Source organism: Aquabacterium sp. A3, assembly GCF_038069945.1.
Classification (GTDB): domain Bacteria; phylum Pseudomonadota; class Gammaproteobacteria; order Burkholderiales; family Burkholderiaceae_C; genus Aquabacterium.
In genome coordinates this window covers 1,854,866-1,881,483 of record NZ_JBBPEV010000001.1, presented here as the reverse complement: position 1 = coordinate 1,881,483, position 26,618 = coordinate 1,854,866, and the positions used below count along the sequence as shown (strand labels likewise).

The window sequence follows — 26,618 nt, the reverse complement described above, 5'->3', positions numbered from 1 at the left end:
AGAGCGGAAGGCGGTTCAGGGCCACGATGTGTGGCCTGAATGCCTTAATGCCAAGCGGAGTTGGTTACCAGCACCGACTTGAATTCGGTCGTGGTGTAAGTGTTGCTGTACGTAATGAACAGGAACGGCCCCAAATACGACCAGTTGCTGTTGCGCGGCGTCAGGTTGCCTTGGGTGAAGGTTTGCCCACTGTGCGTCACCGTGACGCTCCATCGGGCGCCAGCCATGATGGGCGATGTGATCGCCACCTTGGCCCATTGCCCATGCGGTACCGAGGTCACTCGTATATCGTTGGCCAGCACATCCACAGCAGCACCGTTCGATACAAAGCGGACCACCGGGCCGCTCACAGCGCCGCTGTCGTCAGCCCGCCATTCGTGCGTCAGGTTCGTATCGGGTCCAAATCGGGCTTCAAACTCGATGGTGGTGGTACCGCTGCCATGTTTCATCCAGCTCTGGATGTAGGGCTCATAACTTCGCTGCTCGGCTCTAGGGGTATCCACCAGTGCAAGCACTGGCGTTCCATCTGCTGATTGGCGGATGGTCAGCGGTTTGTTCTGATCATTGGAGTCCAGCAAGAAGTTGCTGTCGCTGATCACCTGCCAGCCTTGAACTTGTTCAGTCGGTAGCGGCCACTGCGATGCCCTGAAGTCCATGATGCGCGGCGGGATGGCGGCCAGGCTGGTCGACCACATCCGCGAGGCCGAGACCACATTGGCCAAGCTTGCGGTATCCCACGAGCGTGCGACGTTTACGCCGGGGTTCAAGACTTTACCTGTCACGCTGGGCACCCGCAGCGGTCCAGTATCCGTTACGGCCAAACTGGCCGAGGCGCTACAGCCTGTGCACAGCGATGTCGGGATCTGCAGTGCGGTACCGCTTGGCAGATACTGCGCCGACACGGTATTCGAAGCCATCACAGGTACTGGGTCCAGCCAGTACGGTACTTCGCCATGTGGTCGGGCCATCAGCGTGCCATCGTTTGACAATGCCACGAAGTCATTGCGATTAGGCAATAGCGAATTGCTTGTCAGACGCAAAGGCACTGCGGAAGACACGATTTCATTGCCTATAGCGCGCTTTCCGATCCCAAAGCTATAGCGCGTGTTGGCGAACACATTGTCTTCAACCCGGTTCTCTTCACCATAGTGTAGGGAGAAGCCACTGGAATCGGTGCCAAGCACGATGTTGCCAGTCACCAGTAACTCAGACGAGCCCTCATCGGCATAGATACCGTTACTGCCGCCTGTGTAGCCTTCGTATGAGCGTACTTCTTTAATCACATTGCCAGACACCACGGTGCCTGGTGCACGCCCCAGCAAGTACACCCCGCCCATGTCAGACAGCGCACCTTGCCCGATGTTGTAGAGGAAGTTGTTGCGTATCTGGTTGCCATGGGCCAGCGAGTTGGCCGTATCCCACCGCCAGCCGACCGAGATGCCCGTGTAAGTGGTGTCTCTGATCAGGTTGTCAGTGACCGTATTGCCAGAACTGCGCCCGATCCAGACGCCCACCGCACCCGGGTAGTCATGCCCGGTGCGATAAATACGGTTGCCTGTCAGCGTGATCGCGCCAGTGGTCAGGGGATTGGCAGCATCTTCTATGTCATGGGAATCAACAAAGGGGCTGCGGGCCTTGCCCACTTTCACCCCGCCTGCACCCAGGTCATACATTTCGGAGCCTTCCACGCGGACATCACGAACCCGATCATTCATCCAAAGCGCGTAGCCCCCTGTGCGAGACACTTCGATATTTGAAAACTCTATGTGCCGGGCATGGTTCAGCTCAATCGCGGCTCCTACATACACGTCGGCCTGTGTGTCGACATAACCGTAGTTCACATGATTGCGTTGTGCATGGTTGGGCGCTTCGCCCTTCGCGTATCTGAACTTCAAACCCTTAAACTGGACATACTGCACCCATTGGTTGTTAGCTGCATTGCCCTCCATCACCAGCAACTTGGATACCACGGGCACTTCAAACCGAAGTTTGGCTTGGTCCCTCACACTGGCTGATGGGATGTAGTGCAGTGTATTGCCGTTGCGTTGCAGGAACCACTCGCCTGACGCATCCAGAGCAGACAGCGTGTTCTCAATGAAGTAGCGCTGGCCGTGGCCATGCTGACCAACAGGCCAGTAGGTGGCGGGGCTGAAGCGCACGCGTTGACCGTCCTGATCAAACTCCGTCATGCGGTGTTTGGTTGTTTGCCAACTGTCCATCAACTGCAGAACGGCATCAGTGTCTGTCTGCTGAACAATCTGTGACAGCAGGGCCAAGCTATTGGGGTCAGCCTGGAAAGCCTGCTTGCTCACCTCGATCAACTCATCGGTGGTCGGGGCGTCTTTCATCCGTGCCACCACCGTGGGGTCGCTGGGGCTGGTGGGCCAGCCTAAGGCAGGGCCTTTCACCCAGAAGAAGCTCCCAGCGTTGGGCGTGCGAGCGCGAATTGCGCGGGTAGGTTGTCCTGCGACCTCCTCCACCCACAATTGATCAAATTGCAGGCCCTCTGAACTCAGAGCTACTTTGCGGTTGGCGGTTCGGTAGGTCGCCGCCAACTGACGCGAACCCATGATCAGCACATCGCCACTGGCAGCCTTTTCCAGTACCACCTGGCGACTGGCGTCCTTGCCGGATGCGGTGGCTGGCCATACCCAGCCTTGTTGCATACGGTATACGCCGTCTTCGAACTTGATACGCAGACTACCCGAGGCGCCGGCACTCTTGGTCCAACTGTGGTTTGCTACGTAGGTGGGCAGGTCATCCAAATTAATGGTGGTTGGAAACCAGCTGTAGCGGGACGTGCGGATCAGGAGGCGCGTGGCATCCCACATACTGGGCGCAACCCAAAGCACCACGTCATCGGAGGTTTCGGGGGCAATGGCTGCGGGGGCTGCGCGACTGTTGGTGGAGTCGTCATTGATGGACGTGGATGCATCGCCACCGCCACCACATGCAGTCAGCAAAAAAGTCGCCAAACAGGCACCCAGGGCGCTGCGTATACCGTGTTTCATCGGATCACCTGCGTTTAATTGAATAGGTAAAGATCCTAAACAGGGTACGCTGCGGTCCACCATCCTGGCGACGTGTTTTGATCCGCAGTTGCTATGTGTTACCGCCCTGGTTTGCAGTGCTCAGCCTTGAGATTGCGGTTACACCATCACTCCGGCGTGATCTGCCCCTCGGCCGGCGGGAAGTCGCCCAGCGGCCCCAAGGCCTTGTCGTCGCGCTCAAACAGCGGCGGGCTGAGCATGTAGGCGGCCAGCAGGCGGCCCAGCGAGATGAGTGATTCTTCGTGCGTGCGCTCGTAGCCGTGCGAGGCATCGCAGGCAAAGCACAGCAAGGCGGTGCGGATGTCGTTGCCCGCCTCCACGGCCGAGGCCGCGTCGCTGCGGTAGTAGCGAAACACATCGCGCGCGTGCTCGATGGCGTGGTTGCGGCACAGTTGCAGCAGGTGGCGCGTGAGGTGCCAGTCGAAGGGGCCGCTGCTGTCCATCATCGAGATGGTCACGCCGTACTCCGAGGTGTTCTGGCCTTCGGCCACGGTGCCGTTGTCCACCGAGATCAGCTCGGACACATCGCCCCCATGCAGCACGTGCGAGGCGCCCACGCCCACCTCTTCCGAGATGGTGAACAGCAGCAGCACGTCCAGCGGCAGCGGTTGCCCGTGGCGCAGGATGGCTTCGGCGGCGGCCAGCACGCTGGCCACACCGGCCTTGTCGTCCAGGTAACGCGAGTTGATGAAGCCGTTGGGCCCGAACTCGGTGCGGGTGTCGAAGGCCACCGTGTCGCCCACGCGCACGCCCAGGCGCATGAGTTCGCTCACGTTGCTGACGCGCTCGTCCAGGCGCACCTCCAGCTGTGACCAGTCCACCGGCTGGGTGTCGATCTCTTTGTTGAAGGTGTGGCCTGAGGCCTTCAGGGGCAGCACGGTGCCACGGATGTTGCCAAAGTCGGAGTAGATGGTGACGCGCTCGCTCTCCGCGAAGCGCGAGGTCCAGAAACCGATGGGCGCCAGCGAGACACGGCCATTGGGCTTGAGCGCCTTGACCATGGCCCCCAGGGTGTCGAGGTGGCTGGCCACGGCACGCTTGGGGCTGGGCCGGCTGCCCGGGATGATGGCGCGGATGGCACCTCGGCGCGTGAGCTGGTAGCTGATGCCCAGTTCATCAAGCATGTCGCACACCAGGCGCACCACGGCGTCGGTCATGCCCGAGGGGCTGGGCGTTTCCAGCAGCCGGCGCAGCACCGATTGCAGGTAGGCCGGGTTGATCAGGGGCATGCTCATGAGGGTGTCCTGGTCTGGGGAAACAGCAGGTCCACGAAGGCCTGCACCGTGGGTTGCGGTTCGTGGTTGGCCAGGCCGGGGCGCTCGTTGGCTTCGATCACCCAGTAGGTGTCGCCGTCCACGCGGGGCACCATGAAGTCAAAGCCCACCACGGGGATGTCGAGCAGGCGCGATGCCTTTTCGGCCACTTCGCGCAGGTGTGGGTGCAACTGCGCAGTGACGTCGTGGATGGTGCCGCCGGTGTGCAGGTTGGCGGTCTTGCGCACCGCGAGCACCGCGCCGGCCGGCAAGATGCTGTCCATGTGGTGCCCGGCCAGGCGCACGCAGCGCTCGGTTTCAGCGTCCAGCGGGATGCGGCTTTCGCCGTGGGTGACGGCCTCGCGGCGCTTGCTGTGGCGTTCGATCAGGGTGCGGATGTCGGTCTGGCCATCGCCCACGATGCGGGCAGGCTCGCGCGTGGCGGCGGCCACGACCTGGTGGTCGATCACGACGATGCGCAAGTCATCGCCCGCCACCATTTCTTCCACGATCACGTCGTCGCAGTGTTTGCGCGCCGCATCGATGGCGCGGCTGACATCGGCCAGCCCACGCACGTCCACCGAAATGCCCCGGCCTTGTTCGCCACGCGCCGGTTTGACCACCACGCGGGGATGCTGGGTCAGGAAGGTTTCGAGCTCGCCCGGGCAGCCCACCACCAGTTGCTCGGGCGTGGCCACACCACCGGCGGCCAGCACGCGCCGCGTGACGCGCTTGTCGTCGCAGCGGCTCATGGCCACCGCCGAAGTCAGCTCGGACAGCGATTCGCGGCAGGTGATGCTGCGCCCGCCCAGGCTGAGCTTGAAGTAGCCGTACTCGGCGTCCAGCACCTCGGCGTGGATGCCGCGGCGGCGGGCCTCCTTGACGATGATCTTGGCGTAGATGTTCAGGCCTTCGTCGCTGTCGGGGCCGACGTAGAGGGTTTCGTTGATGGGGTTGCGGTTCTTGACGCAGAAGATGGGCACACGCTCGAAGCCGAGCTTGTCATACAGCTCGATGGCCTGGGTGTTGTCGTGCATGACCGACAGGTCCATGTGGTGCAGCCCGCGTGCCTCGTAGTGCCGCGCCAGCGCCTGCACCAGCGCCAGGCCGATGCCTTGGCGCACGCACTGCGGGTCCACGGCCAGCGACCACAGGCTGCAGCCATGCTCGGGGTCGTCGCAGGCGGCCACATGGTCCACGCCGGTGACCACGCCCACCACCTGGTGCGTGTCGGTTTCTTCGGCCACCAGGATGCTCAAGGCGTCTTCCAGCTGGGCGGCCGCGTGCCGCATGAAGCCATCCCAGACCGGCACCATGTGCCGCGCCTGCAAGATGCGGTTGATCGCGCTTTCGTCATCTGGCGTGGCCTGGCGCACATGCCAGCCCGGGCCTTGCCTCAGGGGCGCCCACTGGGCGATGCGGGCCAGCGGCAGGCGAAAGGTGTGTGAGGGGTCCAGAAAGAGCTGTTGCGGCGCCAGGGCCACCAGCACGTGGGGGTCTTGTGCGTACAGCGCCACGTCGCGCTGGCGCGGGGCTTCGGCCACCAGGGCGTCGACCAGCTCGCGCTGGGTGGCGAAGGTCTGGCCCATGAGCAGGCGGCCCCAGCCGCAGTCGATGATGGTGTTGGGCGTCATGTCGTGTCTCGGGGCCGGCTCACACGCGGTGGTGCTGCATCCACATCTCCAGCAAGGCGACTTGCCACAGGCGTGATCCGCGCAAGGGCGTGAGGTGCTCGGCGGGGTGGGCCAGCAAGGTGGCGATGGCGTCGCGCTGGAACAGGCCGCGCTCCAGTGCGGCGCGGCTGCCCAGGGTGTCGCGGATCATGTCCAGCACGGGGCCGTCGATGTACTTGAGGATGGGCACGGGAAAGTAGCCCTTGGGTCGGTCCACCACCTCGGTGGGCAGCAGGCGCCGTGCGATGGACTTGAGCACGCCCTTGCCGCCATCGCCCAGCTTGTCGACCTCGGGCAGGCGCCCGGCCAGCTCCACCAGCTCGTGGTCCAGGAAGGGCACGCGCGCCTCCAGGCCCCAGGCCATGGTCATGTTGTCCACGCGCTTGACGGGGTCGTCCACCAGCATGACGGTGGTGTCCAGGTGCAGGGCCTTTTCCAGCGGGCTGCCGCCAATGCTGCGGAAGTGCTGCTCCACATAGGCCTGGCTGATGCCGGGCTGATGCGCCACGGGTTGCAGCAAGCTGCTGAGTTGATCGGGCGTGTGGTCAAAGAACACCTGCTCGTAGGCGGCGGCCGCGTCCTGCGGCGTCACCTGGGCCAGGTGCGGGTACCAGTGGTAGCCCGCAAACACCTCGTCGGCGCCCTGGCCGCTTTGCACCACCTTCGTGTGCTTGGCCACCTCGCGCGACAGCAGGTAGAAGGCCACGTTGTCGTAGCTCACCATGGGCTCGCTCATGGCGCCGATGGTGCCGGGCAGCGCGTCCATCAGTTCGCTGGTGGGGATGTGGATCTGGTGGTGGTCGGTGCCAAAGCGCTGGGCCACCATGTCGGAGTACTTGAACTCGTCGCCGGCCTCACCACCGGCGGCGTCAAAGCCGATGGAGAAGGTTTGCAGGCCGGGCTGTCCCATCTCGGCCAGCAGGGCCACGATCAGGCTGCTGTCGACGCCACCGGACAGCAGCACGCCCACCGGCACATCGGCCAGCGCCCGGCGCTGCACGGCGGTGCGCAGGGCCTGCTCGACCAGCTTTTCGCGTTCGATGGTGGGCATGGCGGCCAGCTCGGGGTCGGCCTCGACCCGCAGTTGCCACCAGGTGTGCAGGGTGCCTTCGCCTTCGCCATCGATGGTCAGGCTGGTGCCTGGTGGCAGCTTGCGCACGCCTTTGAGTAAGGTGAGCGGCGGGGGCACCACGGCGTGCCACGACAGGTAGTGGTTCAGGGCCATGAGGTCGATGCTGCGATCGATCTCGGGGTCTTGAATCAGGGCAGGCAGGCTGGAGCCAAAGCGCAGGCCCCCCGGTGTTTGCGCCACGTAGAGCGGCTTGATGCCGAAGCGGTCACGCGCCAGGGTGAGGCGGCCGGTGTCGCGCTCGTGCACCACCACGGCGAACATGCCGTGCAGCCGCTGCCAGGCGTTCTGGCCCCAGGCATGAAAGGCCTTGAGCACGACCTCGGTGTCGCCGCTGGAGGCGAAACGGTAGCCGAGCTGTTGCAGTTCGGCGCGCAGTTCGGGGTAGTTGTAGATGCAGCCGTTGAAGACCAGGGTGAGGCCCAGATCGCGGTCGACCATGGGTTGCTGGGCGTGTTCGCTGAGGTCGATGACCTTCAGGCGGCGGTGGGCCACGGCAAAGGCGCCTTGCTGGAACATGCCGTGGGCATCGGGACCGCGGGGGGCGATCACATCGGACATGCGCTGCAACAGCGCCGCATCAGGGGCGCGCCCGTCAAAACGACGGACACCGACAAAGCCACACATGGACAGGACTCCTCTCTTGTGGCGCCGGTGGGCCCGGACAGCGACGGGCCAGGAACGGCAAGGTGTTCGGCACCCGCCGGCGCGATCAGTGATCGACAACGATCAGACGGCGACGACGGATCGAAAAATACTATTGTACAAATGTATTGCACTGAAGGCAAGCCGCGCACCGGATGCCTGCAGGAATGGTGGGGGCTCGCGATAATGCGCAGGCGGCAGTCTTGCCGTGCCGTTTGCCCTGCCTGCCCATGCTGATGAAGCGATCCCTGCGCGAGTTGACCCGCACCTTTGTGGCGGGCCTGCTGGCCGCCTTGCCCTTGTTCGCCACTGCGGCGGTGTTCATCTGGCTGGGACGGCTGCTGTACGACTGGCTGGGGCCCAACAGCCTCGTGGGTCAGGTGTTCGTGCAATTGGGCATTGGCCTGTCAGGCTCGGCCTTGCTGGGCTATGCCCTGGGCGCCTTGATCATCGTGCTGGGGGTGTTTGCCTTGGGGCTGCTGGTCGAGGCGGAACTGCAGCGGGGCCTGGCCCGGCTGGTCAATGGGGTGGTGCGGCGCATCCCCCTGGTGCGCAATGTGTACGACCTCATCAGCCGCTTTGTGGACATGCTCAGCCAGCGTGAAGACGACGGCCTGAAGTCGATGAGCCCGGTGTGGTGCAGTTTTGGCGGTGAAGGGGGCGTGAAGGTGCTGGGGCTGCTGTCCACGCCGGACCCCATCGTGCTGGATGGTCAGCGCTACCGCGCGGTGCTGGTGCCCACCGCACCGGTGCCCGTCGGGGGCGGCCTGCTGTACGTGCCCGAGACCTGGGTGACACCGGCCGAGGTGGGCATGGACGGACTCACCAGCATCTACGTGTCGATGGGCGTGACCAGCAGTCAGGTGCTGGCCGGCGTCGGGGTGCTCAAGCCGAAATGAACTGGCGCACGGCCTGCGCAAACAGCTCGGGCTGCTTGAGCGTGATCCAGTGGCCTGCCTTCAGTTCGTGCCGTTGCAGCGAGGGGGCCCAGCGGTCGAGGTTTTCGCTCAGCGAGGGGCTGACGAAGCGGTCGCCCGTGGGCACCAGCACTTGCACAGGGGCGTGGGCCACGCGCTGACCGGGGTGCATCAGCCGAGGCAGGAAGTTGGCGCGGTAGAGGTTCACGCCAAAGCGGCCGTCATCGGCCTGACCGTCTCGCGGCGGCACGGGGGTGCGCTCCAGCCAGCGCATCACCAGGTGCCACTGCCGCCCCAGCACCGCACGCCACAGCAGCTCGGGCACCCAGGGCAGGTGAAACAGGTACACGTACCAGCTCTTGATCAGTTGCAGGCCCATCTGGCCCATGCCGCGCAGGCTGGGCTGGCGCAGGCGGTCGCGCATCCAGTGGCCCACGTGGTCCAGGCAGGGCCCGGAACACGAGGTGTACGAGGCGATGCGGCCCTTCAGGCTGGGGTCGGTGACGAACTCCCAGCACTGCACCGAGCCCCAGTCGTGCCCCACCAGGTGCACGGGGGCGTTGGGGCTGACGGCGTCGATCACGGCGCGGAAGTCCTCGGTCAGGCGGGCCAGGGCATACGCCTGGGTGGCCGTGGGCTTGAAGGACTGCCCGGCGCCGCGCACGTCATAGGCCACCACCTGGTAGTCGTTGGCCAGCCAGGTGGCCACGGCCTCCCACTTGCTGCTGTTGTCGGGGTAGCCATGCACGCACAGCACCACCGGCCGGTCGCGGCGTCCCCACCGGCGCACGGCCAGCACGCCATCGGGGCCTTGAACCGTCAGACGCTGAAAGGGCAGGGTGGGCATGGTGGTGGCGCGGTGGGGGCAAACACAGGCAAGCTCTGATCCTAGCGATGACCGGGCCGGGCCATGGCAGCGTGCGCGACAAGGGTGGTGGTCTGGGCGACAGGCGGGCCCCAGGGTTTCCCTTGGTGCCTGCGGCGGCGGATCAGCCGCGTGCGCTGTCGGGCAGGCCGAACACGTGATCAAACACCCAGTTGAAGACGAAGGTGTAGATCAGAAAGAAGACGACCAGGCCAATGTCGGCCACCAGCGCGGCCCACCAGCTCATGTCCAGCCACCAGGCGATCAGCGGCACGGTCAGCAGGATCAACCCGCCTTCGAAGCCGAAGGCGTGCGCCACGCGGCGTTGGATGGTGCGGGTGCGGTCGGCCTGGCGGCGCTCCCAGGCTTCGAACAGCGCGTTGAAGACCATGTTCCAGCTGACGGCGGCCACCGAGGTCAGGGCCGCGAGGGCGCCGGCGTGCGCCAGCCCGTGCCCACTGAAGAGCATCACCGCCACGGTCACCACCGTGATGGCGATGGCCTCGTACAGGGTGGCGTGGATGAGCTTGCGGCGCACCCCTTGCAGGGTGCCGATGCGTGGCGGCATGGTGGTGGCTCAGCGGGCGCAGGACTGACGCACGGCGTGCTCCCACTGGCCCATCAGCTCGGCGGCGCGCTCGCGGGAGAGGGTGGGGTAGAAGGTGCGTTCGGCCTGCCACAGGCGGGCAATCGCCAAGGTGTCGGGGTACACACCGGTGGCCAGGCCGGCCAGGTAGGCCGCGCCCAGCGCGGTGGTTTCCACCACCTGCGGGCGCACCACCGGGATGCCCAGCAGGTCGGCCTGAAACTGCATCAGCAGGTTGTTCACGCAGGCGCCACCGTCGACGCGCAACTCGCTGACGGCACGGCCTCCGGCGGCCGCGTCCCGGCTCATGGCCTGAAACAGTGCGGCGCTCTGGAAGGCGATGGATTCGAGTGCGGCACGGGCGATGTGGGCCACGGTGCTGCCCCGCGTCAGCCCGACGATGGCGCCCCGGGCGTCGCTGTCCCAGTAGGGCGCGCCCAGTCCGGTGAAGGCGGGCACGAACATGACGCCACCGGCGTCCGGCACGCTTTCGGCCAGGCTCTGCACCTCGCTGGCCGCGCGGATGGCTTTCAATCCGTCGCGCAGCCATTGCACCACGGCACCGCCGATGAACACACTGCCTTCCAGGGCGTAGTCGGCCTGGCTGCCGATCCGGGCGGCGGCCGTGGTCAGCAGGCCATTGCCCGATGTGCGGGCCTCATGCCCGGTGTGCATCAACATGAAGCAGCCGGTGCCGTAGGTGTTTTTGGCCAGGCCGGGGGCGAACATGGCCTGGCCGCACTGGGCCGCCTGCTGGTCGCCCGCGATGCCCGCCACCGGCAGGGCCGGCACGCCGTCCAGGCCCCACACCGAGGGTGCGACCTCGCCAAACAGGTGGCTGGACGCGTGCACCTGCGGCAGCACCGAGTGCGGGATGTTCATCAACGCCAGCAGCTCGTCATCCCAGCACAGGGTGTGGATGTTGAAGAGCATGGTGCGCGAGGCGTTGCTGACGTCGGTGGCGTGCACGCGGCCCTGCGTGAGCTGCCACAGCAGCCAGGTGTCCACGGTGCCGAAGGCCAGCTCTCCGCGCTCGGCGGCGGCACGGGCGCCGTCCACGTGATCGAGCAGCCAGGCCAGCTTGCTGCCCGAAAAATAGGGGTCGACGACCAGGCCGGTCTTGTCGCGGATCATGCGCTCCAGGCCCTGCTGGCGCCACTGGGCACAGCGCGCCTCGGTGCGGCGGTCTTGCCAGACGATGGCCCGGGCCACGGGCTGGCCCGTGTCGCGGCGCCACAGCACCACGGTCTCGCGCTGGTTGGTGATGCCGATGCCCCGCACCTGCGTCAGATCGTGCCCCTGCGCCCGCAACATCGCCAGCGCCTGGTGGGCGGTGTCGCGCTGGGTGGTCCACAGCTCCAGCGGGTCGTGCTCCACCCAGCCGGGTTGAGGGTAGTGCTGGTGGATCTCTTGTTGCGCACTGGCCAGGATCTGGCCTTGCGCATCAAACACGATGCTGCGAGAGCTGGAGGTGCCCTGGTCCAGGGCGAGGAGGTAGGTCATGGGTGTACCTCAGGAGGCGATGGTCAGCGCCACACCCCATTCCTGCATGTGCTGCGCGAAAGGCGCGGGGGGCAGGGCTTCGGTGAACACGCGCGTCATGTCTTGCAGGTGGGCCACCTTGGCCAGGGCGGCTTCGCCAAACTTGCTGACATCGGACACCAGCCAGCGTTCGCGGGCCTGGCGCATCAGGGTCTGCACCACGGGCAGCTCGCGCAGGTCGCGATCGCGCAGGGTGCCGTCGGGGTCGACGCCCAGGGTGCTGATGATGGCGAAGTCCACCCGGAACTGCTCCAGGAAGGCCACCGTGCTCTCACCCTCCAGGGCGCTGTCACGGCCGCGCAGCACGCCCCCGGCGATGTGCACCTTGCAGTCGCGGTGCTCGCTCAGCAGGTTGGCCACGTGCAGGTTGTGGGTCACCACGGTGAGCCCGGGCGTGTCCAGCAGCGCGCGGGCCACGGCCTCGACCGTGGTGCCGATGCCCAGCATCAGGCTGCTGCCCGGGGGGATGGCGGCGGCCACCGAGCGCGCAATGCGGGCTTTGGCGTCGGCGCGCAAGGCCTGGCGCTCTTTCCAGGCGCCGCCCAGGGGCACCTCGCGTGGCAGGCTGACCCCGCCGTGAAAGCGCTGCAACAAGCCCGCCTCGGACAGCCGCTGCACGTCGCGGCGCACCGTCTGCATGGTCACGTTCAGGCGCTGCGCCAGACGCTCGACCGACACCGCACCTCGGGTCTTGACCTCTTCCAGCAGGGCAAGCTGCCGGGGGTTGGGGCTCCAGGTGGCGGTGGGCATGGACGCGGTCTCCTGACGATGTGCCCGGCGGCCGGGCATGCTGATGAACGGGGTGATCGTGCAGATTATCCGAAAAATCCCGGTTGTTTTCGATCAGAAACGAATCGAAACGATCAAATACGATACGATTCGATCATGTTCGAACAAAATCTTGCCGCCCCCGATGTCACCGCAGACGTGCTGGTGGTGGGCGGCGGCATCAATGGCGTGGGCATCGCCCGAGACCTGGCAGGCCGGGGGTGGCGGGTGGTGCTGTGCGAACAGGACGACCTGGCCAGCCACACCTCGTCGGCCTCCACCAAGCTCATCCACGGCGGGCTGCGTTACCTCGAATACCGCGAGTTTGGACTGGTGCGCAAGGCGCTGCAAGAACGTGAGGTGCTGCTGCGCAGCGCGCCCCACATCATGTGGCCCCTGCGCTTCGTGCTGCCCCATGATGCCAGCATGCGGCCCGCCTGGATGATCCGCCTGGGGCTGTGGCTGTACGACCACCTGGCCCAGCGTGAATTTTTGCCGGGCAGCCACGGCGTGGCCCTGCAGCACAGTGCGTTGGGGCGGCCACTGCAGCCGGGCTGGCGCTGCGGGTTCGTGTACTCCGATGGCTGGGTGGACGATGCCCGCCTGGTGGTGCTGTGCGCCCAGGATGCTCAGCGGCACGGCGCCACCATCCTCACGCGCACCCGTTGCGAGCGCCTGCAGGCCCATGCCGATGGCTGGCGGGCCGAGCTGCAGTCGCGCGATGCGCACACCGGACAGGCCACCGCGCAGACCCGCGTGCGCGCCCGGTGTGTGGTCAATGCGGCAGGCCCTTGGGCCGAGCACCTGCTGCGCCAGGTGATGGCCGTGCCGCCTCAGGGGTCGGTCCAGCCGGCCTCCAGCGGGCGCTTGCGCCTGGTCAAGGGCAGCCACATCGTCGTGCGCAAGCTGTTTGAGCATGACCACGCCTACATCTTCCAGGGGCAGGACCGGCGCATCATCTTTGCCATTCCCTACGAAGACGACTTCACCCTGGTGGGCACCACCGACGTCGAGCACCACGATGACCCGGGCCGGGTGGCGATCTCTGAGGACGAGGTGCAGTACCTTTGCCATGAGCTGGGTCGTTACCTGGCGCAACCCATCACGCCAGCCGACGTGGTGTGGGCTTACGCCGGCGTGCGGCCCCTGCTTGACGACGCCAGCGGCAACGCGGCGGCCGTCACGCGGGATTACCAACTGCAGACGCACACGGCGCCCGCGCCCTGGTTGACGGTGTGGGGCGGCAAGCTGACCACCTTTCGGGTGCTGTCTGAGCAGGCGGCCGGCCAGGTGGGGGCCTTGCTGGGCGAACAGCGGCCCGACTGGACCGCGTCAGCCACCCTGCCGGGGGGCGACCTGGGCCAGGCCATGGGGCAGCCGGCCCAGCCCGGGCGGGCGCACCGGCAGTGGGCCCAGTGGTTGCAGGCGCGCCACCCCGGGCTCAACCCGGCCCTGCTGAACCGCTGGGCGCGCAGCTATGGCAGTGCGGCCCTTGACTTGCTGGACGGCGTGCGCCACACCGCCGACCTGGGCGCCGAGGTGGCCCCCGGCCTGCACGAGCGCGAACTGCGCCACCTCATGACCCACGAATGGGCACGCACGGCCGACGACGTGCTGTGGCGGCGCTCCAAGCTGGGGCTGCACCTGGATTCGGCCGGCCGCGAGGCCGTGGCCAGGTGGCTGACCTCGGTTCGACCCCAATAACCCTACCAAGTGGTACATTAAATTACTGATTGGTAATTTAATTCGGCTGATCCGACTACAGTGGGCTGGCGGTCACTTTTGGCCGCGTCACTTCAGGAGATCGAGCCCATGAAAAAAGCACTGTTGGCATCCGTGTTGGCCTTCGGCACCATGGTGAGTGCCCACGCCAAAGACCTGGTGGACACCGCCGTCTCGGCCGGTTCGTTCAAGACCCTCGTGACCGCCGTGCAAGCTGCTGGTTTGGTGGACACCCTCAAGGGCCCAGGCCCGTTCACCGTGTTCGCGCCCACCGATGAGGCGTTTGCCAAGATCCCCAAGGCACAGCTGGATGCGCTGCTCAAGGACAAGGCCAAACTCACCGCCGTGCTGACCTACCACGTGGTGCCGGGCAAGGTGATGGCCAAGGACGTGAAGCCCGGTCAGGTCAAGACCGTGCAGGGCGGCGAGATCACCATCAGCACCACCGGTGGCGTGATGGTGGACAACGCCAAGGTGGTTGCCACCGATGTGGAGGCCAGCAACGGCGTCATCCATGTCATTGACACGGTGATCATGCCCAAGTGAGCGTGCTGCGTGGCGTTCAGGTGGCGCCTTGCCCCTGACGCCGCCACTGCATGGGCGACACCCCGGACCATCGCCTGAAGGCGCGTGAAAACGCGCTTTGTTCGGTGTAGCCCAGCAGCTCGCTGACTTCGGCCAACGTCAGCCGAAGATCCGACAGGTGCAGCTCGGCCAGCTCTTTGAGCGCCCCGTCTCGCAGACTGCGAAACCGATGGCCACGCTCAGCCAGTCGGCGGTACAGCACCCTCGGCGACAGCTGCAGCTCCGCCGCCACCCGATCCAGTTCGGGCATGCCGTGCGGCGCCAATTGCCTCACAACCCGCCGTGTCAGCTCCACCAGGTCGCCTGGTTCTGGCAGGTGGGCCAGTGCGGCATCCACCTGCGCTTCCAGCAAGCCCCGCAGCACCGGGTCGGGCTGATGCAACCGGGTTTGCAGCAGCGCCATGGGGATGAGCAGCCGGGTCACCGGCTGATTCCAGCGCACCGACGCACCAAAGTACGCGTGAAACTGGGCCTGTGACGCCGGGCCGGGCGGCGGGTTGACAAAGTCCACGCCACGCACGGGCATCGCCTGGCCGATGAGCACCCGCGCAAACTGCACGATCGCGGTGATCCCGGTTTCGTCGAACAGCGCCCCCGGCCGGCCCCGGCTCACGCCCCACTGCAGCACCATGCACCCATCTTCGACATGGTGCTGAATGGGGTTGATGTCGTTCAGCAGGCGGTGGTAGCGCTGGATGCGCAACAGCGCGGCCCCGAGGCTGTCGCAGGCCAGCAGCACATAGCCCAGCGCACCCAAATGGGCGGGCTGGATGTGCTGGCCCAGGTGCAGCCCCAACAGCGGGTCGTTCAGCCGCTCGGCCGCCCGCAGCAGCCATTGACAGAAGGCCTCAGCGGGCATGCGCCCGAGATGATGCGCGCCAGGCTTCAGGGCCTCGGCGGGCAGCACGGTGGCGGGGTCCACGCCGTGCTGCTGCAGGTGACTGCTCAGCACGGCCACCAAGGTGTGCGGCACCATGCCCTGGATGGCATCTCGGATGTACAGGCGGCGGAACTCTGGATCGACGGCGGGGGCCAGCATGGACGAAATTGTTAAATGCCCAACCGTGCCGGTCAAGACAGGTCAGACCCGCCAAGCCTAAGCTGTGTCATCGTCATTCATGTGATGCACCACATCCACACCATGTCCAACACCTCCCACGCCACCCGTCCCACCCTGTTCGTCACGGGCGCCGCCGCAGGCATCGGTCGTGCCGTGGCCGAGCACTTTTTACGCGCCGGCTGGTTCGTGGGGCTGTATGACGTGGACGAGGCGGGCTTGCAAACGCTGCAACAGGCTTGGGGCGCGGAGCAGTGCATCACCGCGCGACTGGATGTCACCTCGGTGAACGACTGGGTCATGGCGCTTGCGGCCTTTGAGCAACGCACGGCGGGCCGCCTGGACGTGTTGTTCAACAACGCCGGCGTGGCTGTGACGGGCCCCTTTGAAGAGGCCCAGCTGGTCCGCCATCACCGGCTCATCGACATCAATCTCAAGGGGCTGGTCAGCGGCTGTCATCTGGCATTTCCACTCTTGAAGCGCACCCCGGGCAGCCGCGTCATCAACATGTGTTCTGCCTCGGCCCTGTATGGTCAGCCCGAGCTGGGCTCCTACTCGGCCACCAAGGCGGCGGTTCGCAGCCTGACCGAAGCCCTGGACATCGAATGGCGCCGTCACTGCATCCGCGTGGTCGACGTGCTGCCCTTGTTCGTCAACACGGCCATGGTGACCGATGAGGTCAGCCGCATGAAGACCGTCTCCACACTGGGCGTCCGCCTGGGGCCACAAGACGTGGCTGACGCCGTCTGGCGCCTGGCCAACACCCCGCCTTCACGGCTGGCCGTGCACAACCTGGTGGGATGGCAGACCAAGCTGTTTGCGACGCTGTCCAAGCTGTCTCCCGGCTTCATGAATCGGCTGGTGACAGCCCGCATGGCCGGTTACTGAGCGTCGGGCGCCTCAGTCCTCACGCGGCATCAGGAAGTGGCCGCGCGCCTGCACCACCGGCTTGCTGGGATCGTCCTGCCACAGCGACACCATCACCAGGGCCACGCGGTTGCCCTGACGCACCGTGGTGCACTGTGCGAAGGTGTCGATGGGCTTGGCCGACCGCATGTAGGCGATGGCAAAGTCCACCCCGCGCGGCACGCCGGTGATGCCGGGCGTGGTTTGCACCAGGTGCAGGATCATGGCGGTTTCGCCAAAGCCCGCCAGGATGCCGCCGTGCAGTGCCGGCAACACCGGGTTGCCGATCAGCTCGGGCTTGAAGGGCATGCGAAACACGGGCCCGGCGTCCACCTGGGTTTGCTGGTGGATGTTCAGGAAGTCCACATAGGGCGAGCGGCCCACCGGCAGCGCCGAGGTCTCGGCCGTGCTGTCGGGGGTGGACACGAACACCGCGCTGGGCTCGATGCTGGCCGGGGCGATCAGGGCCGACGCGGCCTCTGATGGGGTGGGCGCCTTGGGCGCCGCGCCCGCATCCTTGCGACGGGTGTTGGCCGTGGCCCGCATGAAGGTGGCGTGCACCGTGGCCACCGGCTCGCTCTGGCCAGGCTGGTGCAGTTCGCCGCGCACAAAGGCCACACTGCGCGACAGGCGGTGGCATTCGGCGGTGCAGATCAGGTCGGTTTCGGCCACGGGCGGGCGCAGGTAGTCCATGCGCAGGTCCAGCGTGGCGTAAGGCTCCAGCGTTTCCATGGCGCAGCCCACGGCCACCCCGCAGGCCGTGTCGGCCAGCACGCTCAGGCAGCCGGGGTGGATCAGCCTGCGCTCGCTGTCGCCCGTCCAGGTGGCGCGTGCCGGCAGCAACAGGCTGCAGCGACCTTCGGCCACGTCCACCAACTGCATGCCAGAGGCCGCCGCGTAGGGAATGCCGGAGATGAAGGCCTGGGCCCAGGCCTTGCGGTTGTCACCGTTGAAGATGCTCATGAGGAACCACCCGTTTCACGCGAGGAGGGGTCAGGGAAAACGCGAAGGCTCCATTGTCCACAAAACGGAGGCGGCTGACGCAAACGTCAGCGAGGCCGCAGGTCCACCGCCAGCCCCGAGGCCGTCACACGCAGGTCGTGCACCACATACCCCATGCGGTCGGCGCTGCGCAGGTCTTCGGGCTTCAGCCGGTGAATCACCTGCCCGTTGAGCCGATCTTCGGCCAGCCAGCCTGCCAGACGGGTCAGGCCTCGTTGCAATGGCTCGGGCAGCCCGGCCACCCGGGCCGACTCCAGCCTGGGCTCGCGCAGGCGAATGGTGAGGTCGGTCGGCTCGTAACGCAGGCCAAAGCTCAGCGCCACCTCTCCCGTGTGCTCGCGGCTGCGCAACAGGTCGCGCGCCACCAGCGGCACGGTGGCCGTCACGCGATTGGCCTGGGGCTGCAGGCTCAGCCTGGGCGACAGGGCCTGCACATCCAGCACGTTCAGCACCCGTTGCGTCAGCGGGAATTGGCCTGACAACTTCTCCAGCAACTCACCCTGGCTGATCTCGACCGTGCGCGGACCCATCAGGCTGGCGCAGCCGGCCACCGTCAGGATCAACATGCTCGATGCGTACAGCAGGAGCGAGCGTCGGAGGGGCGGTCCGGAGGGCGTGGTGATCAATGTGATGAAGAACAAGTCTTGCGAGACGCCATCATGCCATCACACTTGGCGCCGGCAGCGCCTCAATCCTGCCAGTGCCAGCAGTCCCAGCCCGGTCAGGGTCAGGCTTGTCGGCTCAGGGACGGCCACGGTGTGCGCTGCCAAGCTGGAGACATCTCCATTGGCCCACAGGGAGTACAGGTCCTGAAAGTCCTGCTGGTCATCGTAAGCATCAAGCTGCCCATACACAAAGGGGTCCCAGGGCAGGTTGTTCGCCGCAACGAACGGGCTCCATGGGTGCAGATCAACATCCAGGAACTCGCTGAGCATGGGCCAAGTCTCGATCGAGCCGCTGCCCTCTGCGAACTCGAGGGCGCTCTGGTCTGGATCCAGGCCATCCGCAAGATTCACGGTCTGCCCTTGGAAGCTCGCCAGCATCCAGATGTTGCCGTTCCGCCAGTGTTGAGAATCACTCAGAACTGCCATGCTGAAGGCGGGCAAGTTGTCGTTGAAGCCGAATGTGATGCTGACATCCAGTGCTGGCGAGGCAACCTCTGACGAATCAGCATCTGGATTCATCAGGAAGTGATATTCGTAGCTGGAGGCGTATGCAGTGCTGGCGACACCCATGGCCAATACCGCTGCAGCGATGGTTTTAAACATCTCATCCCTCATTGATTAAGTTGGTGTTTGGGCGATCTTTGATGCCCAGTAGCGGACTGTCAACGGTGTGCAATTTGGCGTCAATCACCCATTCGTAGGAGGGGGCTGACGTCACTCAAAGGCAGCACCTGCACCCCATGAAACTTCTGCGCCCGTCGCCCCAGCTTCAACAGCGCCGCGTCCTTGCTGAACAGCCAGCGTGCGCCCACATGCACCGCCAGGTCGATGAACACCTGGTCATCCGGGTCTTTGCAGCGCAGGCTGCAGCGTGGGGGCTCGTCCACGAAGGTGGCGTGCTGGAACACCGTCAGCGTCAGCATCGGGTCGGGTTGCCAATCCTTGAAATAGCTGCGTGGCCACACCTGGTGCCACTCCTGCTCCATCGAGGGGCAGGCCAGCCAGCGCAGGCGGCCGTTCAGGATGCCCTCCACGATGGGGTGCGCGGCCGGGTCTTTGAACACCCGCCAATCCAGCAGGGCGTTGGTGTCGAGGATGACGATGGGGGCGCCGTCTGCGGGAGGCCGGGTGCTCATGTGCACATCACGCCGCCGAGGCGATCACGCCCCCGCCCAGGCACACCTCGCCTTGGTACAGCACGGCTGATTGGCCGGGCGTGACCGCCCACTGCGCCTCGGGGAAGCGCAAGGCCAGCGTCTTCGCGTCCGCGGCCGTCACCTCGCAGGGGGCATCGGCCTGTCGGTAACGCGTCTTGGCGGCCAGCCCGGTGGCGCCCATGGCGGGGCCACGGCCATCCACCCAACTCAGGTCGTCGGCCACCAGCGTGTGCTGCTGCAGCCAGGGATGATCATGGCCTTGCACCACGTACAGCGTGTTCTTCTCGATGTCTTTGCGCGCCACGAACCACGGGTCGTGCTCGCCACCGCCGCGCTGCGAGCCTTTCTCTTTCACGCCCCCAATGCCGATGCCCTTGCGCTGGCCCAGGGTGTAGAAGCTCAGGCCCACGTGCTCGCCCAGCTTGCGGCCGCGGTCATCGAGGATCGGGCCGGGCGTGTTGCTCAGGTAGCGGTTGAGGAACTCGCGGAACGGCCGCTCGCCAATGAAGCAGATGCCGGTCGAGTCCTTCTTCTTGGCGTTGGGCAGCTTGATCTCATCGGCGATGCGGCGCACCTCGGTCTTGGGCAGCTCGCCCACCGGGAACATCGTTTTGGACAGCTGCGCCTGGTTCAGGCGGTGCAGAAAGTAGCTCTGGTCTTTCAGCGGGTCCAGGCCCTTGAGCAGCTCGAAGCGCTCGCCGCTGTCATACGACGCGTCGGCCACGCCGCGCACCCGTGCGTAGTGGCCGGTGGCGATCTTCTCGGCGCCCAGGCGCATGGCGTGGTCCAAAAAGGCCTTGAACTTGATCTCGGCGTTACAGAGCACATCCGGGTTGGGCGTGCGCCCGGCCTGGTACTCGCGCAGGAACTCGGCGAAGACGCGGTCCTTGTAGTCGGCCGCGAAGTTCACGTGTTCTATCTCGATGCCGATCACGTCGGCCACCGAGGCGGCATCCAGAAAATCCTGACGCGACGAGCAGTACTCGCTGTCGTCATCATCTTCCCAGTTCTTCATGAAGATGCCGATGACCTCGTGGCCCTGTTGCTTGAGCAACCAGGCGGACACGGCCGAATCCACGCCGCCGCTCAGGCCGACGACCACACGTTGCGGACGCAGGGACATGCTGTGGATCAGGCGGCGCGGTGGTAGTGCGGCGCCGAGAACACGCTGTCGTGCACTGTGAGCAGCGACAGGGGGTAGCGCTCGCCGGCCAGGTAGCGCTCCAGGCACTCCAGCACCAGCGGGCTGCGGTGGCGCTCGGGGCAGGCGCGGATTTCGTCGGCCGTCATCCACACGGTGCGCACGATGCCCTCGTCCAGCTCCAGGCTCAGGTCAGGCTCGGACACCGTGCCAAAAAACGCCAGGCGCAGGTAGGTGACGTCTTCACCCGTGCGGGTGCGCCGAAAGCGCGACATGAACATGCCGATGAAGCCCTGAGGCTCGAAAGCACAGGCGGTTTCTTCCAGCGTTTCGCGGATCACGCCCTGGATGGGTGACTCGCCCTGGTCCAGGTGCCCCGCCGGGTTGTTCAGCAACAAGCCATCAGAGGTTTGTTCTTCCACCAGCAAAAAGCGGCCCTCGCGCTCGATGAGCGCAGCCACGGTGACGTTGGGCTTCCAGCGCACCTGGGCAGGTGGCTGGGGCACTTCCGCAGCAGGGACGGCTTCCAACAAATCGGCGGTGTTCATGAGGCCGACATTATCCGCCAATGTCGTGTCTTGTGTGTGACCCCCGGCAGGGGGATCGGGGGGCGGGTTCGCGTCATTTTTGACAACATTCATCCTCAAATCGGGGGGTGAACCGCCCTCCCGCACGGGAAAACCAGGGCACGGGGTGACATTCCCCCCAGGGAAAGCCCCGAACTTTGTGTATGCTGGCGCGTTCTGCGCGGTTTGCCCGTGAGAACACCTTCACCAAAACACTGCCCCAGTCAGCATGTAGGAGACACGTATGCTCATCGGCATACCCATGGAGACCACGGTCGGCGAAACCCGCGTGGCCGTGACCCCGGAAACGGTCAAGAAGCTCAAAGCACAGGGCCACACCCTGCGCGTGCAGTCGGGCGCCGGCGTGGCCGCCAGCGTGACCGACGAAGCCTACGTGGCCGCCGGGGCCGAGATCACCGATGTGGCCGGTGCCTTTGGCGCCGACATGGTGCTCAAGGTGCGTCCGCCCTTTGCCAACGAGATCGCCCTGATGAAGCCGGGTGCGGTGCTGGTGGGCATGCTCAACCCGTTTGACAAGGACGGGCTGCAAAACCTCACCAACGCCAACCTGACCGGCTTTGCGCTGGAAGCCGCGCCGCGCACCACCCGTGCCCAGAGCATGGACGTGCTGTCCTCGCAGGCCAACCTGGCGGGTTACAAGGCCGTCATGATCGCCGCCGACAAGTACCAGCGCATCTTCCCGATGCTCATGACCGCCGCCGGCACCGTCAAGGCCGCCCGCGTGGTGATCCTGGGTGTGGGTGTGGCCGGTCTGCAGGCGATTGCCACGGCCAAGCGCCTGGGCGCGGTCATCGAAGCCTCGGACGTGCGTCCTTCGGTGAAGGAGCAGGTCGAGTCGCTGGGCGCCAAGTTCATCGACGTGCCGTATGAAACGGCCGAAGAAAAGGAAGCCGCCGAAGGCGTGGGCGGTTACGCCCGCCCGATGCCGCAGTCCTGGCTGGACCGCCAGAAGGTGGAAGTGGCCAAGCGCGTGGCGCAGGCCGACATCGTCATCACCACCGCCCTGATCCCCGGTCGCGCCGCCCCCGTGCTGGTCACTGAAGACATGGTCAAGTCCATGAAGCCCGGCTCGGTCGTCGTCGACCTGGCCGCGCCCGCCGGTGGCAACTGCCCGCTGACCGAAGCCGGCCGCACCGTGGTCAAGCACGGCGTGACCCTGGTCGGTGAAACCAACCTGCCGGCCCTGGTGGCCGCCGACGCGTCCGCACTGTACGCCCGCAACGTGCTGGATTTCCTGAAGCTGGTGTTCAACAAGGAAGGCCAGTTCCACGTCGATCTCGAAGACGACATCGTCAAGGCCTGCCTGATGTGCCGTGACGGTCAGTTGCTGCGGGCCTGAAGAGCTGAGTAGGAGTACCCCCCCATGCAACGCGTCATGCTGCGAGCCAAGCTTCACCGTGCCACGGTGACCGAGGCCGACCTGAACTACGAAGGCTCCTGCGGGATCGATGAAGACCTGCTGGACGCCGCCGACATGAAAGAGTTCGAGTACATCGAGCTCTACAACATCAACAACGGCGAACGCTTCTCCACCTACGTCATCAAGGCGCCGCGTGGCTCGGGCGCGATCTCGCTGAATGGCGCCGCGGCTCGCAAGGCCCACGTCGGCGATCTGCTGATCATCTGCACCTATGCGCCCATGAGCGATGGCGAGGTGGCCACGTACAAGCCCAAGGTGGTGTTGCTCGATGAGCGCAATGCCATCAAGGAAATCCGCAAGTTCGACTGATTCAACAAGCTCCCAGGAGACCACGATGGAAGCGATTTCGCACGTCGTCATCAACCTGACCATCTTCGTGCTGGCCATCTATGTGGGCTATCACGTGGTCTGGAACGTGACCCCAGCCCTGCACACGCCCCTGATGGCCGTCACCAATGCCGTGTCGGCCATCGTCATCGTGGGCGCCATGCTGGCCGCCGCCCTGACGGAAACGCCCACGGGCAAGATCATGGGTGTGCTGGCGGTGGCGCTGGCGGCCGTCAATGTGTTTGGTGGCTTCCTGGTCACCCGGCGCATGCTGGAGATGTTCAAGAAGAAAGACAAGAAGGCAGGAGCCAAGTAAATGAGCATGAACCTCATCGCACTGCTGTACCTGGTGGCCTCGGTGTTCTTCATCCAGGCCTTGAAGGGCCTGAGCCACCCCACCACGTCCATCCGCGGCAACCTGTTCGGCATGACGGGCATGACGATCGCCGTGCTCACCACCATCGGCCTGATCCATGGCCAGGTGCAGGCCCTGCAGATCAACTTCACCGAAGGCCTGGCCTATGTGCTGCTGGGCCTGGTCGTGGGCGGCGGTGCTGGCGCCGTCATGGCCAAGCGCGTCGAGATGACCAAGATGCCCGAGCTGGTCGCCTTCATGCACAGCATGATCGGCCTGGCCGCGGTGTTCATCGCCGTGGCCGTGGTGGCCGAGCCCTGGGCCTTCCAGATCGTGGCCAAGCCCCTGGCCGGCGAGCTGGCCCAGATCCCGGTGGGCAACCTGCTGGAGCTGGCCCTGGGTGCGGCCATCGGTGCCATCACCTTCTCGGGCTCGGTCATCGCCTTCGGCAAGCTCAGCGGCAAGTACAAGTTCCGCCTGTTCCAGGGTGCGCCCGTGATCTTCAAGGGCCAGCACATGCTGAACCTGGTGCTGGGCCTGGTGCTGATCGCCCTGATCGGCGTCTTCATGGCCACGCAGCGCATGGACGTGTTCGTGGCGCTGATCGCGCTGAGCTTCATCCTTGGCGTGCTGATCATCATCCCCATCGGCGGCGCCGACATGCCCGTGGTGGTGTCCATGCTCAACAGCTACTCGGGCTGGGCCGCAGCGGGCATCGGCTTCTCGCTGAACAACTCGATGCTGATCATCGCCGGCTCGCTGGTGGGCTCGTCCGGTGCCATCCTCTCGTACATCATGTGCAAGGCGATGAACCGTTCGTTCTTCAACGTGATCCTGGGCGGCTTCGGTGGTGACGCCGGTGCGGCCGCAGCGGGTGGCGCACAGCAGCAGCGCAGCGTCAAGAGCGGCTCGGCCGACGACGCCGCCTTCATCCTGGGCAACGCCGAGACCGTGGTCATCGTGCCGGGTTACGGCCTGGCCGTGGCCCGCGCCCAGCACGCCGTCAAAGAACTGGCCGCCAAGCTCACCGAGAAGGGCATCAACGTCAAGTACGCCATCCACCCGGTGGCCGGCCGCATGCCCGGCCACATGAACGTGCTGCTGGCCGAGGCCGAAGTGCCCTACGACCAGGTGCACGAGATGGAAGACATCAACGGCGAATTCGGCCAGGCCGACGTGGCCATCATCCTGGGGGCCAACGACGTGGTGAACCCGGCGGCCCATGTGAAGGGCTCGCCGATCTACGGCATGCCCATCCTGGAGGCCTACAAGGCCAAAACCGTGATCGTGAACAAGCGCTCCATGGCCAGCGGCTACGCCGGCCTGGACAACGAACTGTTCTACATGGACAAGACCATGATGGTGTTCGGCGACGCCAAAAAGGTGGTCGAGGACATGGTCAAGGCGGTGGAGTGACCGCTTTCCCCCTCATCCAAAAGGCCGACCCTGTCGGCCTTTTTTATGGGCGCCACATCGTCCGTTTGCGGGAGTGACGCTGCCATCCGGGCTGTGTAATATCAAGGATATTCAGGGGAGAAACCATCATGTCGATGAAACAATGGGGCGCCGCTCTGGTGCTGGCGGGTGTGAGTGGCATGTCAAGCGCTGCATTCAATTCTGCTGTCGCCGAGCAGGGGGTGTCGGCTCAGCTGACGGGGCTGCAATCATCCAGTCTCGTGCCGGACTTCCCCTACCAGCAACTGAGCATCGGCACCAGCGGTCTTGATTGGGATTGTGCCGCCGGCAGTTGTACTCTGGCGGCCGACGCGCGTTTGGATGTGCTGATGACGGCGCCAAGCCCCCGCACGGTTCAGGTGGAAGGTGGCTGGAGCCATTTCTTTCTGGAGGTGAGCGCTGAATGGCCGGGCCTGACCGTGCAAGATCCTCTGGGAGGTTCCTGGAGCCTGTTGCCCGACTTGGCGGATTGGCATTATGGTGTCCACGTTGCTGAGAACCTGCGGCCAGACGACGTGCAGTTCATCAGCACCAAGGGGGTGTTGCAGGTGCCTGAAATGTTCACAAGTGCTGTCCTGTCCACGGTGTTCACCGCTCAAACAGGTTGGGTGGAAGTTCAGCCCAACACGTCGGCTGGTAGCATATTGTCCACGCCCACCACGCCGGCGGTGGCAGCCTGGCCATTTTTTGGGTTTCGAACGCCCTATATCTCGGCGCCCGTTTACGCCTTGCCCTCCCTCGATCCCTCATGCACGAGCGCCTCGTGCATGCGCTACGAGCACGGTACCCTGGTGATCGACGCCCACCGCATGAGCTTCGGCGTGCAGGCCGTGGCAGCGGTGCCTGAGCCCGCCACCTGGGCCAGCATGGGCCTGGGCCTGCTGGCCTTGGGAGCGCTGGCGCGACGTCGCCATCGCGCCCACTGACTCACTTCAGCCCATCCAGCCCGAACTTCTTGCTCAACACCCGGTCCAGCAGACGGGTGGGCAGCCATTGTTTGAGCGCGGGCAGCAGGGTGCTTTTTTCACCCAGGCGCACCACGGGTGGGCCATCGGCCTTCAGCAATTGATCCACCAGCAGGCGGGCAAAGGTGTCCGCCGGCATGGCGTTGCTTTGGCTTTCGTTGGCACGGGCCAGCACACTGGCCTTGATGGCCTGGTAGGGTGAATCGGCGCCCAGGCTCACGGCGTTGCCCGCATTGCTGCCAAAGGCCGACTGGATGCCACCAGGCTGCACCGTCACCACCTTCACGCCCAGGGGCGCCAGCTCCATGCGCAGCGCGTCCGACGCGGCATTGAACGCCGCTTTGCTGGCGCAGTAGGGGCCGGCAAAGGGCGTGGTCAGCACGCCTGACACGCTGCTGATGTTCACCACCAGCCCGCGTCGCCTGGCGATCATGCCCGGCAGCACGGCACGGGTCAGGGCCATGGGGGCAAACAGGTTCACGTCAAACTGGCGTTGCCATTCGGCGGTCGGTACATCCAACATGGGGCCCATGGCGCCATAACCTGCGTTGTTCACCAGGGTGCCGATCTGGTGGCCCTCTTGGGCCAGTCCGGTCAGCAGTGCCTGCACTGACGCCTCGTCGGTCACGTCCAGTGGGCGGGTCATCAGGCCTTCGGCCGCGAGTGGGGCCAGCGTGTCCAGTCGGCGTGCGGTGGCGCACACCGGCAGGCCGCGTGCGTGGAAGGCCCGTGCCAGGGCCTGGCCAATGCCCGAGCCGCAGCCCGTGATGATCACCAAAGGGGGGCGCGTTGCCATGCCGCAGTGCCTTTCAGGAGTTGTGAGGGAATCCAGCAGAAGGTTACCGC

Annotated in this window: 25 protein-coding genes; 9 read left to right on the top strand and 16 right to left on the bottom strand. The window is 65.5% G+C overall.

All coding sequences use genetic code 11. The features are described 5' to 3' along the window. Positions 1–44: 44 nt before the first annotated feature. The 4 genes from WNB94_RS08235 to WNB94_RS08220 all read right to left on the bottom strand — a co-directional run bounded on the left by WNB94_RS08235 (position 45) and on the right by WNB94_RS08220 (position 7,732). Positions 45–3,011 carry a right-handed parallel beta-helix repeat-containing protein gene (locus WNB94_RS08235; protein ID WP_341389606.1) on the bottom strand — a complete coding sequence of 989 codons (2,967 nt, stop codon included), beginning with the start codon at positions 3,009–3,011 and terminating at the stop codon, positions 45–47. A gap of 146 nt (positions 3,012–3,157) precedes the next feature. Further along, positions 3,158–4,285 (bottom strand): osmoprotectant NAGGN system M42 family peptidase, encoded by a 1,128-nt coding sequence (locus tag WNB94_RS08230; RefSeq protein ID WP_341389605.1) that lies wholly within the window; start codon positions 4,283–4,285, stop codon positions 3,158–3,160. Then, positions 4,282–5,937: an N-acetylglutaminylglutamine synthetase gene (gene ngg / locus WNB94_RS08225; RefSeq protein WP_341389604.1), complete on the bottom strand. Its 1,656-nt coding sequence runs from the start codon at positions 5,935–5,937 to the stop codon at positions 4,282–4,284. The genes WNB94_RS08230 and ngg overlap by 4 nt, the downstream gene beginning before the upstream one ends. 19 nt (positions 5,938–5,956) lie before the next feature. After that, positions 5,957–7,732 carry an N-acetylglutaminylglutamine amidotransferase gene (locus tag WNB94_RS08220; RefSeq protein ID WP_341389602.1) on the bottom strand — a complete coding sequence of 592 codons (1,776 nt, stop codon included), beginning with the start codon at positions 7,730–7,732 and terminating at the stop codon, positions 5,957–5,959. A gap of 254 nt (positions 7,733–7,986) precedes the next feature. Between WNB94_RS08220 and WNB94_RS08215 the strand changes: the two genes are divergently transcribed. After that, complete coding sequence (locus tag WNB94_RS08215) at positions 7,987–8,649, top strand: DUF502 domain-containing protein (protein WP_341389601.1); 663 nt, start codon at positions 7,987–7,989, stop codon at positions 8,647–8,649. On the opposite strand, the gene WNB94_RS08210 is transcribed toward WNB94_RS08215, so the two are convergent. From WNB94_RS08210 to WNB94_RS08195, 4 genes are all read right to left on the bottom strand, one after another. Continuing rightward, positions 8,636–9,514 (bottom strand): alpha/beta fold hydrolase, encoded by an 879-nt coding sequence (locus WNB94_RS08210; protein ID WP_341389600.1) that lies wholly within the window; start codon positions 9,512–9,514, stop codon positions 8,636–8,638. The two genes, WNB94_RS08215 and WNB94_RS08210, sit on opposite strands and share 14 nt — an antisense overlap. A gap of 142 nt (positions 9,515–9,656) precedes the next feature. Next, positions 9,657–10,100 carry a PACE efflux transporter gene (locus WNB94_RS08205; RefSeq protein WP_341389598.1) on the bottom strand — a complete coding sequence of 148 codons (444 nt, stop codon included), beginning with the start codon at positions 10,098–10,100 and terminating at the stop codon, positions 9,657–9,659. Positions 10,101–10,109: 9 nt separating this feature from the next. Then, positions 10,110–11,621: a glycerol kinase GlpK gene (gene glpK / locus WNB94_RS08200; protein ID WP_341389596.1), complete on the bottom strand. Its 1,512-nt coding sequence runs from the start codon at positions 11,619–11,621 to the stop codon at positions 10,110–10,112. A 9-nt stretch (positions 11,622–11,630) separates the two neighbouring features. Next, positions 11,631–12,410 (bottom strand): DeoR/GlpR family DNA-binding transcription regulator, encoded by a 780-nt coding sequence (locus tag WNB94_RS08195; protein ID WP_341389595.1) that lies wholly within the window; start codon positions 12,408–12,410, stop codon positions 11,631–11,633. A gap of 135 nt (positions 12,411–12,545) precedes the next feature. On the opposite strand from WNB94_RS08195, the gene glpD reads away from it, so the two are divergent. Continuing rightward, positions 12,546–14,132: a glycerol-3-phosphate dehydrogenase gene (glpD, locus tag WNB94_RS08190; protein ID WP_341389594.1), complete on the top strand. Its 1,587-nt coding sequence runs from the start codon at positions 12,546–12,548 to the stop codon at positions 14,130–14,132. Positions 14,133–14,240: 108 nt separating this feature from the next. Beyond that, positions 14,241–14,696 (top strand): fasciclin domain-containing protein, encoded by a 456-nt coding sequence (locus WNB94_RS08185; RefSeq protein ID WP_341389592.1) that lies wholly within the window; start codon positions 14,241–14,243, stop codon positions 14,694–14,696. Between the two features lie 16 nt (positions 14,697–14,712). Here the strand turns inward: WNB94_RS08185 and WNB94_RS08180 are convergent, their stop codons facing one another. Then, positions 14,713–15,774 carry an AraC family transcriptional regulator gene (locus WNB94_RS08180; RefSeq protein WP_341389591.1) on the bottom strand — a complete coding sequence of 354 codons (1,062 nt, stop codon included), beginning with the start codon at positions 15,772–15,774 and terminating at the stop codon, positions 14,713–14,715. Positions 15,775–15,876: 102 nt separating this feature from the next. On the opposite strand from WNB94_RS08180, the gene WNB94_RS08175 reads away from it, so the two are divergent. Next, positions 15,877–16,680: an SDR family oxidoreductase gene (locus tag WNB94_RS08175; RefSeq protein ID WP_341389590.1), complete on the top strand. Its 804-nt coding sequence runs from the start codon at positions 15,877–15,879 to the stop codon at positions 16,678–16,680. A 12-nt stretch (positions 16,681–16,692) separates the two neighbouring features. Here the strand turns inward: WNB94_RS08175 and WNB94_RS08170 are convergent, their stop codons facing one another. From WNB94_RS08170 to WNB94_RS08145, 6 genes are all read right to left on the bottom strand, one after another. Continuing rightward, on the bottom strand, positions 16,693–17,661 hold the full coding sequence (locus tag WNB94_RS08170) for a PaaI family thioesterase (RefSeq protein ID WP_341389589.1): 969 nt from the start codon (positions 17,659–17,661) through the stop codon (positions 16,693–16,695). Between the two features lie 86 nt (positions 17,662–17,747). Further along, complete coding sequence (locus WNB94_RS08165) at positions 17,748–18,266, bottom strand: YceB family lipoprotein (RefSeq protein WP_341389588.1); 519 nt, start codon at positions 18,264–18,266, stop codon at positions 17,748–17,750. A gap of 99 nt (positions 18,267–18,365) precedes the next feature. Next, the gene (locus WNB94_RS08160; protein ID WP_341389587.1) at positions 18,366–18,968 is read right to left on the bottom strand and encodes a PEP-CTERM sorting domain-containing protein; all 603 of its coding nucleotides are present in this window, start codon (positions 18,966–18,968) and stop codon (positions 18,366–18,368) included. Between the two features lie 80 nt (positions 18,969–19,048). Further along, entirely contained in the window at positions 19,049–19,501 is a 453-nt protein-coding gene (locus tag WNB94_RS08155) for a PIN domain-containing protein (protein WP_341389585.1), read from the bottom strand. A gap of 7 nt (positions 19,502–19,508) precedes the next feature. Further along, positions 19,509–20,645: a tRNA 2-thiouridine(34) synthase MnmA gene (gene mnmA / locus WNB94_RS08150; protein WP_341389584.1), complete on the bottom strand. Its 1,137-nt coding sequence runs from the start codon at positions 20,643–20,645 to the stop codon at positions 19,509–19,511. A gap of 8 nt (positions 20,646–20,653) precedes the next feature. Then, the gene (locus WNB94_RS08145; RefSeq protein ID WP_341389582.1) at positions 20,654–21,211 is read right to left on the bottom strand and encodes an NUDIX hydrolase; all 558 of its coding nucleotides are present in this window, start codon (positions 21,209–21,211) and stop codon (positions 20,654–20,656) included. A 262-nt stretch (positions 21,212–21,473) separates the two neighbouring features. Here WNB94_RS08145 and WNB94_RS08140 point away from each other — a divergent pair, with 262 nt between their 5' ends. From WNB94_RS08140 to WNB94_RS08120, 5 genes are all read left to right on the top strand, one after another. Then, positions 21,474–22,589 (top strand): Re/Si-specific NAD(P)(+) transhydrogenase subunit alpha, encoded by a 1,116-nt coding sequence (locus tag WNB94_RS08140; RefSeq protein WP_341389581.1) that lies wholly within the window; start codon positions 21,474–21,476, stop codon positions 22,587–22,589. A 24-nt stretch (positions 22,590–22,613) separates the two neighbouring features. Then, positions 22,614–22,979, top strand: coding sequence for an aspartate 1-decarboxylase (panD, locus tag WNB94_RS08135; RefSeq protein WP_341389580.1), 366 nt, complete (start codon positions 22,614–22,616; stop codon positions 22,977–22,979). A gap of 25 nt (positions 22,980–23,004) precedes the next feature. Then, positions 23,005–23,313, top strand: a complete 309-nt coding sequence (locus tag WNB94_RS08130) for an NAD(P) transhydrogenase subunit alpha part 2 (protein ID WP_341389578.1) — start codon at positions 23,005–23,007, stop codon at positions 23,311–23,313. Then, positions 23,314–24,768 carry an NAD(P)(+) transhydrogenase (Re/Si-specific) subunit beta gene (locus WNB94_RS08125; RefSeq protein WP_341389577.1) on the top strand — a complete coding sequence of 485 codons (1,455 nt, stop codon included), beginning with the start codon at positions 23,314–23,316 and terminating at the stop codon, positions 24,766–24,768. Positions 24,769–24,896: 128 nt separating this feature from the next. After that, a complete protein-coding gene (locus WNB94_RS08120; protein WP_341389576.1) occupies positions 24,897–25,733 on the top strand; it encodes a PEP-CTERM sorting domain-containing protein in 837 nt (278 codons plus the stop codon). A 1-nt stretch (position 25,734) separates the two neighbouring features. On the opposite strand, the gene WNB94_RS08115 is transcribed toward WNB94_RS08120, so the two are convergent. After that, the gene (locus tag WNB94_RS08115) at positions 25,735–26,568 is read right to left on the bottom strand and encodes an SDR family oxidoreductase (protein WP_341389574.1); all 834 of its coding nucleotides are present in this window, start codon (positions 26,566–26,568) and stop codon (positions 25,735–25,737) included. Positions 26,569–26,618 lie beyond the last annotated feature (50 nt).